The organism is Streptomyces sp. NPDC059534, assembly GCF_042743475.1.
Lineage (GTDB): Bacteria > Actinomycetota > Actinomycetes > Streptomycetales > Streptomycetaceae > Streptomyces.
Window position 1 is genome coordinate 68,329 of sequence record NZ_JBHWAQ010000026.1, and the last position, 12,568, is coordinate 80,896.

9 protein-coding genes are annotated in these 12,568 nt (G+C 74.1%); 8 read left to right on the forward strand and 1 reads right to left on the reverse strand.

What is annotated here, in order from left to right; translation table 11 throughout:
• Positions 1-68: 68 nt before the first annotated feature.
• Genes ACFVZH_RS27855 through ACFVZH_RS27870 form a run of 4 tightly spaced genes read left to right on the forward strand, consistent with a single transcriptional unit; the run spans position 69 to position 5,682 of the window.
• Positions 69-3,137, forward strand: coding sequence for a GNAT family N-acetyltransferase (locus tag ACFVZH_RS27855; protein ID WP_384901404.1), 3,069 nt, complete (start codon positions 69-71; stop codon positions 3,135-3,137).
• Positions 3,138-3,177: 40 nt separating this feature from the next.
• Positions 3,178-3,774: a DUF5998 family protein gene (locus ACFVZH_RS27860; protein WP_384901406.1), complete on the forward strand. Its 597-nt coding sequence runs from the start codon at positions 3,178-3,180 to the stop codon at positions 3,772-3,774.
• On the forward strand, positions 3,774-4,979 hold the full coding sequence (locus tag ACFVZH_RS27865; protein ID WP_384901407.1) for an alkaline phosphatase family protein: 1,206 nt from the start codon (positions 3,774-3,776) through the stop codon (positions 4,977-4,979). Before ACFVZH_RS27860 ends, ACFVZH_RS27865 begins: the two co-directional genes overlap by 1 nt.
• A 52-nt stretch (positions 4,980-5,031) precedes the next feature.
• A complete protein-coding gene (locus ACFVZH_RS27870; protein WP_384901409.1) occupies positions 5,032-5,682 on the forward strand; it encodes a thymidine kinase in 651 nt (216 codons plus the stop codon).
• A 53-nt stretch (positions 5,683-5,735) separates the two neighbouring features.
• Here the strand turns inward: ACFVZH_RS27870 and ACFVZH_RS27875 are convergent, their stop codons facing one another.
• A complete protein-coding gene (locus ACFVZH_RS27875) occupies positions 5,736-6,428 on the reverse strand; it encodes a TetR/AcrR family transcriptional regulator (protein ID WP_384901411.1) in 693 nt (230 codons plus the stop codon).
• 147 nt (positions 6,429-6,575) lie between these two features.
• Between ACFVZH_RS27875 and ACFVZH_RS27880 the strand changes: the two genes are divergently transcribed.
• The 4 genes from ACFVZH_RS27880 (at position 6,576) to ACFVZH_RS27895 (ending at position 12,541) form a co-directional block, all read left to right on the forward strand.
• Complete coding sequence (locus ACFVZH_RS27880; RefSeq protein ID WP_384901413.1) at positions 6,576-7,193, forward strand: isochorismatase family protein; 618 nt, start codon at positions 6,576-6,578, stop codon at positions 7,191-7,193.
• Positions 7,194-7,508: 315 nt separating this feature from the next.
• A complete protein-coding gene (locus tag ACFVZH_RS27885; RefSeq protein ID WP_384901415.1) occupies positions 7,509-10,082 on the forward strand; it encodes a YfhO family protein in 2,574 nt (857 codons plus the stop codon).
• A 95-nt stretch (positions 10,083-10,177) separates the two neighbouring features.
• A complete protein-coding gene (locus ACFVZH_RS27890; protein ID WP_384901417.1) occupies positions 10,178-11,143 on the forward strand; it encodes a glycosyltransferase family 2 protein in 966 nt (321 codons plus the stop codon).
• Positions 11,144-11,146: 3 nt separating this feature from the next.
• Entirely contained in the window at positions 11,147-12,541 is a 1,395-nt protein-coding gene (locus ACFVZH_RS27895; RefSeq protein WP_384901418.1) for a polysialyltransferase family glycosyltransferase, read from the forward strand.
• The last annotated feature ends 27 nt before the right edge of the window (positions 12,542-12,568 follow it).

Consider the following 12,568-nt stretch of genomic DNA (forward strand, 5'->3'; position numbering starts at 1 on the left):
TACCTTGCACGGCGCGCACCCGCCGCGCGAGCGATGCCACGGTCGTGTCGCGGCCGTAGGCTGACCCCATGCAGAGCGCGTCGGAGCAGTCGGAAGCGGCGGATCGACCGGCCCCGCCGGCACCACCGGAGCACGCCTACCCCGACCACTGGGAAGCGGACGTGGTCCTCCGCGACGGCGGCACCGCGCGCATCAGGCCCATCACCGCGGACGACGCCGACCGGCTCGTAAGCTTCTACGAGCAGGTTTCGGACGAGTCGAAGTACTACCGCTTCTTCGCCCCCTACCCGCGCCTCTCGGCCAAGGACGTCCACCGCTTCACCCACCACGACTTCGTGGACCGGGTGGGACTCGCGGCGACCGTGGGCGGCGAGTTCATCGCCACCGTCCGCTACGACCGCATCGACGCCCGGGGGCTGCCCGCCTCCTCGCCGGCCGACGAGGCCGAGGTCGCCTTCCTCGTCCAGGACGCCCACCAGGGCCGGGGCGTCGCCTCCGCCCTCCTCGAACACATCGCGGCCGTGGCGCGCGAGCGGGACATCCGGCGCTTCGCCGCGGAGGTGCTCCCCGCCAACAACAAGATGATCAAGGTGTTCACGGACGCCGGCTACACCCAGAAGCGCAGCTTCGAGGACGGCTCCGTACGGCTCCACCTCGACCTCGAACCCACCGACCGCTCCCTCGCCGTCCAGCGCGCGCGGGAGCAGCGCGCCGAGGCGCGCTCCGTGCAGCGGCTCCTCACCCCGCGCTCCGTCGCCGTGGTCGGCGCCGGACGCGCACCCGGCGGCGTCGGCCGGACCGTGCTCCGCAACCTGATCGGGGCCGGCTTCACCGGACGCGTGTACGCGGTGAACGCCGCGCTCGGCGGCGAGGCGGCGGAGTTCGACGGCGTCCCCGCCCACCCGTCCGTCGGCGCCATCGGGGAACCGGTGGACCTGGCGATCGTCGCCGTCCCCGCCGAACGCGTCCCGGAAGCCGTCGCCGACTGCGGCGAGCACGGCGTCCGGGGCATCGTCGTGCTCTCCGCCGGATACGCGGAGAGCGGGGCCGAGGGCCGGGAACGGCAGCGCCGGCTCGTCCGGCAGGCCCGCTCGTACGGAATGCGGATCATCGGCCCGAACGCCTTCGGCATCATCAACACCACCGCCGACGTCCGGCTCAACGCCTCCCTCGCCCCGCAGATGCCGGCCGCCGGCCGCATCGGGCTCTTCACCCAGTCCGGCGCCATCGGCATCGCCCTCCTCGCCGGGCTCCACCGGCGGGGCGCGGGCCTCTCCTCCTTCATCTCGGCCGGCAACCGCGCCGACGTCTCCGGCAACGACTTCCTCCAGCACTGGTACGACGACCCCGGCACCGACGTCGTCCTCCTCTACCTGGAGTCGATCGGCAACCCCCGCAAGTTCACCCGGCTCGCCCGCCGGACCGCCGCCGTCAAGCCGGTCGTCGTCGTCAAGGGCGCCCGGCACAGCGGCAGCGCCCCGCCCGGCCACCGGGTGCCGGTCACCCGCATCCCGCACGCCACGGTCTCCGCGCTGCTCCGGCAGGCCGGCGTGATCCGCGTCGACACCGTCACCGAACTCGTCGACGCCGGACTCCTCCTCGCCGCCCAGCCGCTGCCCGCCGGACCCCGCGTCGCGATCCTCGGCAACTCCGAGTCGCTCGGCCTCCTCACGTACGACGCCTGTCTGACGGAGGGGCTGCGTCCGCTCCGGCCGCTCGACCTGACGACGGCGGCGGAACCGGCGGACTTCCGGGACGCCCTGGCGGCGGCGCTGGCGGACGAGACGTCCGACGCGGTGGTCGTCACCGCGATCCCCTGGGTCGGCGAGAACGGCGCCACCGAGTTCGGCGACGGAGAGGTCCTCGCCGCAGCCCTCCGCGAGGCCGTCGCCTCCGCGCCCGCGCCCACCAAGCCCGTCGTCGTCGTCCACGTCGAGATGGGCGGCCTCGCCGAGGCCCTGGCCGTCGCGACGAGCACCCGGCCGGTCCCGACGGGCCGCGCCGGCACCACGGCCGCACCGCGGCCCGCCGCCGGCCGCCGGCCGGACCCGGCCACGGCACCGCAGGGCACCGACGGCCCGCCCCCCACGACGCCCCCGGCGGCCACGGCGCCCCCGACCCTCACGGCGTCCCCGACTCCGACGGCGTCCGCGGAACCGCCGACCGCCTCGCCACCCCGCACCGACGCCCCTCACGCGGATCCCGCACCCGAGGCCGCCGAAGCCCTCGCCGCCGGCGGCGAGGCTCCCGCGCCCGCCACCATCCCCGCCTACCCCGCCGCCGAGCGGGCCGTGCGGGCGCTGGCCGAGGCCGTGCGGTACGGGCAGTGGCGGCGGCAGGCGGCCGAACCGGGACGGGTGCCGGAGTACGAGGACATCGACGAGGCGGGGGCCGCCGCGCTCATCGCGCGCGTGCTCGGCGAGAAGGACGGCGACGACGCGGACACCCGCGGTGTGACCCTCGGCACGGACGAGGCCGGGGAACTGCTCGCGCGGTACGGGATCGCCGTCCTGCCGACCCTGCCGGCGCCCACCCCCGACACCGCCGTCGCGGCCGCCGCCCGCCTCGGCTACCCCGTCGCGCTGAAGACGACCGCACCGCATCTGCGCCACCGCCCGGACCTCGGCGGCGTCCGCCTCGACCTGGCCTCGGAGGAGCAGCTCCGCACCGCGTACGCCGAACTGACCGAGGTCCTCGGCAAGCCGGAGGAGCTCCAGCCGGTCGTCCAGGCGATGGTGCCCCGGGGCGTCGACACCGTCGTCCGCTCCGCCATCGACCCGGCCGTCGGCGCCGTCCTCTCCTTCGGCCTCTCGGGTGCGCCCTCCGAGCTGCTCGGCGACACGGCACACCGGCTGGTACCGGCCACCGACCGGGACGTGGCCGAACTCGTCCGGTCCCTGCGCACCGCGCCCCTGCTCTTCGGCTGGCGCGGCTCCGCACCCGTCGACACCCCGGCTCTGGAGGAGCTGCTGCTGCGGGTCTCGCGGCTGGTCGACGACCACCCCGAGGTGGTCGCCGTCTCCCTGGAGCCGGTGGTGGTGGCCCCCCGCGGGCTCTCCGTCCTCGGCGCCACCGTCCGACTGGCCCCGCCCCCGCCCCGAACCGACCTCGGTCCCCGCAGCCTGCCCAGCTACTGACGGGGCCGGAGGGGGCCCACGGCCCCGTAGGATGGAGTCCATGGCAAAGAGCGGGACGACGACCCAGGGGCTGCGCGCGGCGATCGAGCGCAGCGGCTACTACCCGGCCCTCGTGGCCGAGGCGGTGGAGGCCGCCGTCGGCGGTGAGGCCGTCGCGTCGTACGTGGTCCACCAGGAGACCACCTTCGACGCGAACGAGGTCCGGCGCCACGTCACCGTCCTCGTCCTGACGCCGCACCGCTTCGTCGTGAGCCACACCGACGAGCAGGCCGCCGACACCAGCTCGCCGACGCCGTACGCCACGACGTCCACCGAGTCCGTGAAGCTGGACCGGATCTCGTCGGTCGTCGTCAGCCGCGTGGTCGCCAACCCGGAGTCGTACACGCCGGGCACGCTGCCCCGCGAGGTCGTCCTCACCATCGGCTGGGGCGCCGTCTCGCGCATCGACCTGGAGCCCGCCGCCTGCGGCGACTCCAACTGCGACGCCGACCACGGCTACACGGGCAACGCCACGGCCGACGACCTCTCCCTGCGGGTCAGCGAGGCCGGCGACGGCCCGGACACCGTCCGGCAGACGCTCGCCTTCGCCCAGGCGCTCTCCGAAGCCATCGCGGCGACCGCCGCGCCCACCCGCTGATGGCGCAGCCCACCGCGATGCCCCATGGCTGGCCCGACGACCCGGTCCCGCTCGCGCCCGAGAGCGCGCCGGTGCCCGAGTACACCTTCGGCTCGCTGGGCGACCTGCTGCCGACGCTGGTCGCCGGTCAGGGCGTGCCCGGCTTCGAGCCGCGGATCGCGGAGCTGGCCCCGGCCGACCGGAACTGCGTCCTGCTGATCGACGGCCTCGGCTGGGAGCAGATCAAGGACCACCCGGACGAGGCCCCCTGCCTGACCTCGCTCCTCGGCTCCTCGCGGGGCGGTACGGGCCGGCCGATCACCGCCGGTTTCCCCGCCACCACGGCGACCTCGCTGGCCTCCGTCGGCACGGGCCGCTACCCCGGTACGCACGGGCTGCCCGGTTACACGGTGCGCGACCCCGCGACCGGCGCGCTGATGAACCAGCTGCGCTGGAAGCCGTGGACCGCGCCGCGCGTCTGGCAGCCGTACCCGACGGTCTTCCAGCTCGCGCACGACGCCGGGATCCACACCGCCCAGGTGTCCTCCCCGATCTTCGAGCAGACCCCGCTCACCAAGGTCGCGCTCAGCGGCGGAACGTTCCACGGGCGGCTCTCCGGCGAGGAGCGCATGGACTTCGCCGCCGAGCAGCTCGCCGCCGGTGACCGCTCGCTGGTCTACACGTACTACAGCGAACTCGACGGTGCCGGGCACCGCTTCGGCATCGACTCCGACGCCTGGCGCGGCCAGCTGATGTTCGTCGACCGGCTGGTGCAGCGGCTCGCCGAGCAGCTGCCGCCCCGCACCGCGCTGTACGTCACGGCCGACCACGGCATGGTCGACATCCCCTTCGACGACGAGCACCGCATCGACTTCGACGAGGACTGGGAGCTGCGTGCCGGCGTCGCCCTTCTCGGCGGCGAGGGCCGCGCCCGCCATGTCTACGCGGTGCCCGGGGCCGAGGCGGACGTCCTCACCTGCTGGCGCGAGGTCGTCGGCGAGCAGTTCTGGGTCGCGAGCCGCGACGAGGCCATCTCCCTCGGCTGGTTCGGGGACGAGATCGACGAGCGCGTGTACGGGCGGATCGGCGACGTCGTCGCCGCGGCCCACGACGACGTGGCGATCACCGCCTCCGTGAACGAGCCCCACGAGTCCGCGATGGCCGGGATGCACGGGTCGATGACCCCCGCCGAGCAGCTCGTCCCGCTGCTCGAAGTGCGTTCCTGACCCCCACGTCCCTCCCCACCCCCTCCCACGACCTGAAAGGTCCCGACCCGTCATGCCCGAGCTGGTCTTCTTCTCCGGAACCATGGATTGCGGGAAGAGCACCCTGGCCCTCCAGATCGGGCACAACCGGTCGGCCCGCGGGCTCCAGGGCGTGATCTTCACCCGTGACGACCGGGCGGGCGAGGGCAAGCTCTCGTCCCGGCTCGGCCTGGTGACGGAGGCGGTCGAGGCAGGCGAGGGCATGGACCTCTACGCCTATCTGGTCGGCCAGCTGTCCCAGGGCGGCAAGGCGGACTACGTGATCGTGGACGAGGCGCAGTTCCTCGCCCCGGACCAGATCGACCAGCTCGCCCGTATCGTCGACGACCTCGGCATGGACGTCTTCGCCTTCGGCATCACGACGGACTTCCGGACCAAGCTCTTCCCCGGCTCGCAGCGGCTGATCGAGCTGGCCGACCGGCTTGAGCAGCTCCAGGTCGAGGCCCTGTGCTGGTGCGGCGCGCGGGCCACGCACAACGCCCGCACGGTCGGCGGCGAGATGGTCGTCGAGGGCGAGCAGGTCGTCGTCGGGGACGTGCACCGGCCGTCGGAGGAGATCGGTTACGAGGTCCTCTGCCGCCGTCACCACCGCCGCCGCATGACCTCGGCCTCGGCCCACGCCGGTGCTCTTTCCCCGGACGTCCTCCCGGTCAACCACGCCTGACGCCGGGGCGCCTGGCGCTGGACACCTGGCGCCTGTCGTCCGCGCCGCGGTGCCTACGGCTCCGAGGTCGGCCCGGCCGGCGGGCGCAGTGCGTCGGTCAGGCGGTCGAGGGCCGCGCCGTCGACGGGCGCGCTGCCCGTGAGGGTGCCGACGAGTGCCTGGGCGAGGACGGTCGCGGTGCCGATCCGGGTGTCCTCCCGCTCGTCGCCGGTGACCTTGCCGATCACGGCGTCGCGTACCGACCACGAGATGGCGGGATCCCCGAACAGTTCGGGGAAGGAGAGCGCCATCATGCACACGCCCACGTTGGCGGAGAGGATCGTCTGGCCGGCGAGTTCGGGGGCCGTGCGCAGGCGTCCGGCGTCACGGCAGCGTTCGACGGCCTTCAGGAGGATCGCCCGGGCCTCGTGGATCGCCTGGGGCTTGGCGTCGCCCGTCGGTGTGAACATCAGCCGGTAGAGGTGGGGGTTGCGCAGGGCGAACCCGACGTGGCTGTCCCAGGCGGTGCGGAGGTCCGCCACCGGGTCGTCGGTGAGCGGGTTGCGCCGCTTGTCGGCGAGGAAGCGCTCGAAGCCGATGTCGGCCGCGGCCGTGAGCAGTCCCTGCTTGTCGCCGAACTGGCGGTAGATCTCGGGCATGCCGACCTTCGCCAGGTCGCAGATGGCCCGGGTCGAGATGGCCAGGGCGTCCTTGGTGGCGAGCAGTTCCCCGGTGGCTTCCAGGATGCGCTCTCGTGCCGTCGACATGGCGCCCACGATAACAGCGCTAACAGTGCGGACCTGGGCGTTCGCGGTGGTGCGGGGCTGCGGCACGGAGCGTTGTTATCAATGATTACGAGTTGTGTTAGCGTAAGAAACACCCCTCCTCCTCATCCGTCGAAAGGGAACCCCGCCATGACCGCGTCCACCACCCTGCGCGATGTGATCGGCCTGCCTCAGGAACTCCCGCGCCTGGCCGGGTCCGCCCTGCTCATGATCGACTTCCAGAACACCTACCGCTCCGGCGTCATGCGGCTCGACGGGGCCGAGGAGGCGCTCGCCGCCGGCGCCCGGCTGCTCGCGGCCGCCCGTGCCGCCGGCGCACCCGTCGTGCACGTCGTCAACGACGGAGGCGAGGGCACCCCGTACGACATCCGGGCCGAGATCGGCGCGATCAGCGAGGAGGTCGCCCCGATCGAGGGCGAGAAGGTGGTCGTCAAGCAGTTCCCCGACGCCTTCCACGCCACGGACCTCCAGGAGACCCTCCAGGGCCTCGGCGTCGGCGGCGACCTCGTCGTCGCCGGGTTCATGACGCACATGTGCGTCCTCTTCACCGCGCAGGGCGCCTTCCACCGCGGCTTCCGCCCCACCGTGGTCGCCGAAGCCACCGCCACCCGCCCGCTGGAGGCCCCGGACGGCACCGTCCTGTCGTCGGACGCCCTCCAGGCCGCCGCCCTGACGACGGTCTCCGACCTCTTCGGCACCGTGGCCCGCACGGTCGACGACCTCGTCGCCCTGACGCCGGCCGGCTGACCCCCCCCAGCGGCGCGAGCGGTACGGGGGTGCGCGGCGCCGACGAGTCCGCCGGGGCGCACGGAACGGGAAGAGTCCGCGTGGGGGCCCGGCAAGGGGAAGTCCGTGCGGGGCCCGGCACGGGGAAGTCCGCGCGGGGGCCCGCCACGGGGGAGTCCGCGTGGGGCGCGCGTGGCACCGGGAGTTCACCCGGGGTGTGCCGGAAGCCCGTCTGGTGATCGGTTGCGGGTCGCCCGCCTCGGCGGTAATGGCGGTCGGCCCGCGACGACTTCACCTCCGGGCGCCTGCCCGCTCCGTGCGCCCCCTGGAGGACGTGTGCCACCCGCCGCCGAGACCGTGCTCGACGAGGACAAGGTCGGGGACGGGACGGGCGGGCGGCCCGGCGGCCCGCGACGGGGACCGCGGAACCCGGCCGTCGCCGCGCCCCTCGCCGCCGCCCTGCTCACCGCAGTCCTGCTCTGCCTCGCGGGCCGGTTGTCCCGCAGCTACCCCTTCGGGCCGGTGACCAGGAACATCGTCGACCTGGGCCAGCAGTACCTGCCGTACCACGCCTACTGGCGCGCCCTCCTCCTCGGCGAGACCCACGGGGACGCCTTCCTCAACTGGAACTCCGGCTTCGGGGCGAACTTCCTCGGCGACATCGGCACCTATCTGAGCAGCCCCTTCGATCTGCTCGTCGTCGCCTTCCCGGCCGACCGGATCGAACTCGCCCTCTACGTCGTCACCGCCGCCAAGATCACCGCGGCCGGAGCCGCGATGGCGCTGCTGCTCCTGCGGCTGCGCCCCGGCCCCTGGCCGGTCGCCGCGGTGCTCGGCACCGCCTACGCCCTCTCCGGCTGGACCTTCAACTACGGCGCCACCGTCCCGATGTGGCTCGACGGGCTCGTCGCCTTCCCGCTGCTCTGCCTGGTCGGCGAGTGGGCCCGCACCGGCCGCCGGCCCGTCCTCGGCCCGCTCGTCGTCGGCCTCGCCTGGATCGCGAACTTCTACACCGCGTACATGGCGACCCTGGGCGCGGCCGTCGTCCTCGTCGTCCGGATTCTCACCGCCGAGGAGACCGCCACCGCCCGGCAGCGCGTCGCCGGGATGCTGCGCGCCGCCCGGAGCGTGCTCATCGGGATCGGCCTCGCCGCCCCGCTCGTCGTGGTCGTGTTCGTCGCCACCAAGGTCGCCGACCCGACCCCGGAGACCACCTTCGCGCCCGCCGCCTGGACGGACGTCCTCGCCCGATTCCTGCCGGCGACCGCGAGCGTGGCCAGCCCCGCCCTCTTCATCGGCACGCCCGCGCTCGCCCTCGCCCTGACCCTGCCCTTCAACGGGGCCGTCCCCGCGCGCGTACGGGCCGGGTGGACGGCCGCGATCCTCCTGGTGACGCTCTCCCTCCAGTGGGAGCCCACCCATCTGCTCTGGCACGCGGGCGCCTCGCCCAACGGCATTCCGTACCGTCAGACCTTCGTCCTGTGCGGGCTGCTGCTCATCGGGGCCTGGTTCTCGGCCGCCCGTGGCGTGCCCCGGCCGGCCGCGCTCCTCGCGGGCGGCGCGCTGCTGGGCCTCCTGGCACGGGCGGCGCGGGGGAGCGTCGACATCGACCGGTGGACCTTCCCCGCCTTCGGTACCGCCGCCGTCCTGGCGCTGGCCGCCGTCCTGCTCGCACGGGCGGGCGACCGCCGGAGCCAGGCGCGCGTGCTGCCGGTGCTGGCCGTGGTGCTGCTGGTCGCCGCCCAGGCCGGCGAGGCGGCCGTCACCGGGAAGCGGATCGAGGAGCAGCAGCGGAGCGAGGTCTCCTGGTCGCCCCGGATCGGTCCCTGGCACGAGGACGTGGCCCGCGAAGTGGCACGGGCGGACGCCTGGCCCCTGCACCGTACGGACCCCGGGGAGGTTCCCGGCGGCAACGACGTCCTGCTCGTCGGCGGGCAGGGCGCCGACTACTACAGCAGCCTCACCGCCGACGTCACCTCCCGCACCCTCGACGCCCTGGGCTTCGGCCACTACGCCAAGGGCCGGCATCCGGTCAGCCTCGACAACCCCGTGACGGACGCCCTGTTCTCCATCGGCACCCGGATCCGCTCGCGGCCCGCGGAGCCGGTACGGCAGGACGTGCCGCCCCGGGCGACCGTCACCGCCACCACCACCCCCGTGCCTCCCCTGGTCACCGTCCGGCCGTCGACCCGGCCGGCCACGCACCCCGGGGACTCCGCCTTCGCCCGGCAGGAACGGCTGCTCGGCACCGACGTGTACGAGCTGCCGTCCGCCCCGCGCCGTGCCGGACGAACCCTCACCACCCGCTGCCCGGCGGGCTCCCAGGTCTGGTTCTGGGCGCCCGAGTACCGGGGCGCGGCGACCCTCGCGGGCGGCGCGCCGGTGGAGTTCGAGGGCAAGCCGCCGTCCGTACGCGCCCCCATGCGACCGCTCGGCACCGTGCCGGCCACCGGCGAGGTCCGGATCGACCTGGACCCCGAGGCCCGCGTCCGGCTGCCCCGGCAACCCGTCGGCTGCCTGGTCCGCACCCGCCTCGACGCCGCCGTACGACAGCTCACCACCACCGGTGCCACGCGCGTGCGTGCCACCGGACACACCGTCACGGCCGAACTGCCGCCGGGCAGTACGGGTGTCGCCGTGCTCGCCGCACCCCGCGTCTCCGGCTGGCGCTGCGCCGCCGGGGAGGCGGACCTCCGCCCCGCGCGCGCGTACGAGGGTCTCGTCGCCGTCCCCCTCGACGGGCGGGCGACGACGGTCCGCTGCTCCTTCCGGCCCCCGGGGCTCCGGCTCGGCGGCGCCGTCGGCGCGGCGGCGCTCCTCGCCCTGGCCGTGACGGGTGTCCTCGGGAGACGGCAAGAGTTCACCCGGAGTGCACGCGCGGATCGTTCGCCCGGAAAAGCCGACGACTAACCTGCCCGCCGTAGCGACGTTCGACGTGCGGCGCTCACCCGAGCGACGTGCACCCGAGCGGCGTTCACCTGTTCGCATCAGCATGGGGATTCCGAGTGCCGAAACTGTCCGTTGTCGTACCGTTCCACAATGTCGGGGCGTACGCGCCCGACACCCTGCGCAGTCTCGCCCGCAACGCTGATCCGGAATTCGAGTTCCTGCTGATCGACGACTGTTCGACGGACGACACCCCGGACATCCTCGACCGCTGGCGCGACCGCCTCCCGAACGCCACCGTCATCCGGCACGAGACGAACCTCGGCGTCGCCCAGGCCCGCAACACCGGGATCGACGCGGCGCGCGGCGACTACCTCACCTTCCTCGACGGGGACGACTGGTACGCCCCCGGCCACCTGAGCGCCGCCGTCGCCGGGATCTCCCGTCTGGACTGCGACTTCGCCCGCACCGACCACGTCCTCTCGGAAGGCCGGAAACGGCAGATCCGCTATGCGCCGGCCAAGCGCCGTGACGCGGTGATGGATCCCAGGGACGGCATCTCGCCGGCCAGCATGGTGACGATGGTGGACTACCCGTTCGTCCCCTTCGGCATCTACGCCGGACGCCTCTTCGAGAACGGCGCCTCGCGTTTCGAGACGTCCCTCAGAACGGCGGAGGACCGCCTCTGGATCTGGCGGCTGCACCTCAAGGCCCGTACGTTCGCGGCGCTCTCCCTGCACGGAGTCTTCTACCGGCGGGGTGTCACCACCTCCCTCACCCAGATCACCGACAACCGCCAGCTGGACTTCATCCCCTCGTACGACCTGCTGCTCGACGACGTCTCCCGGGACGCGGAGGCGGACCGGTTCCTGCCGAAGGCGGTCCGCACCTACTGCGCGATGATCGCCTTCCACATGGGCAAGGCCGACACGTACGAGCCCGCCGTCACCCGACGGCTGCGCGCCGACGTCCGCGACGCTCTGCACCGGATGCCGCAGCGGGTCCTCGACGAGACCCTGGCCACCATGGACACCCCGCGCAGCACCCTCCTGCGGAGCCTGCGCGACACCGGAAGGACCGCCTGAACCATGGCCCCCGACACGGCATCCGCCCCCGCCTCCGCGACGGCGCCGGACGTGAGCACCGACGGCCGCCCGGTCCAGCTCTTCCAGGTCTCCACCCTGTACGGCGCCGCCACGCTCGCCGCCGCCCTGGACGCCGGACGGTTCGGCCCCCGCGAGGACGCCCGCAGGATCCTGCTGCTCTCGCACAACGCCGAGATCCCCGAGACCGCGCTGCGCCTGGAGAGCATGACCGGGTACGGCCGGATCGCCGCCCGCTTCGACGCCGCCCTCGACTGGAACGAGACCATCCACCCGTACCACCCGGCCGGCTGGGCCCCCCGCCCCGAGGAGGCCCCGCTCTGGCAGCGCGTGCTGCGCACCGCCTGGGGCCTCGGCGCCGCCCCGGTGGAGCTGATCGTCGAGTCCATCCAGGTCAACCCCGCCAAGGCACTCGCCGGCGCGTTCCCCGAGAGCGACGTGCACGTCTACGCCGACGGCCTCATGAGCTACGGCCCCACCCGCTCCGACCTCGCGCAGTCGATCGCCTGCCGCGTCCGGCGGGTCCTCCACCTCGACCTGGTGCCGGGGCTCCGGCCCCTCCTCCTGAGCGAGTACGGAGTGGAGCCCGAGATCGTCCCCGACAGCGCCTTCCGCGCGGTCCTCGCGGAGATCGCCGAGGAGGCGGCCGACGACCCGGGCATCGCCCGGACGGCCGCCGCCGGAGCCACCGCCCTCCTGCTCGGCCAGTACCTCGCCGCCCTCGCCCTGCTCACCGCCGAGGAGGAGGAGGAGCTGCACGTACGGATGCTGCGCGGGGCCGCGGCCGCCGGGCACCGCTCGGTCGTCTTCAAGCCGCACCCGACCGCACCCGCCCGTTACTCCCAGGCCCTCCACGAGGAGGCGGAGCGGTCCGGCGTCCGGCTGACCGTCCTCGACGGTCCGCTGCTCGCCGAGACCTTCTACGAGCGCTGCCGGCCCTCGCTCGTCGTCGGCTGCTTCTCCACGGCGATGCTCACCGCCGCCGTGTACTACGGCATCCCCATCGCGCGCGTGGGCACGGCCGAGGTCCTCGAACGCCTCACGCCCTTCGAGAACAGCAACCGGATCCCGCTCACCGTCGTCCACCACCTCGTGGCCGACCTGGAGCGCGGGGAGGAGCCCGCCGTCCCCGGCACGGCCCCGGAGTCGCTCACGCCCCTCGTCCGGGCCGTCGGCTACTGCATGCGGCACAAGATCCACCCGGGGCTCCGGGCGGAGGCCACCCGTTTCCTGGCCGCCCACCATGCCGACCCCGGCACCGCGCACCACTTCACGGCCGAGCGGCTGACCCAGCTCGGTCTGCCCGGCGGGGCGCCGGCCCCGTCCCGCTATGGCACCGCCCGGCTGCGCCGCGGCCTCGCCAGGACCCTGCGCGGCTGAGCCGCACCCCGGGCGTGCGACCGAGCC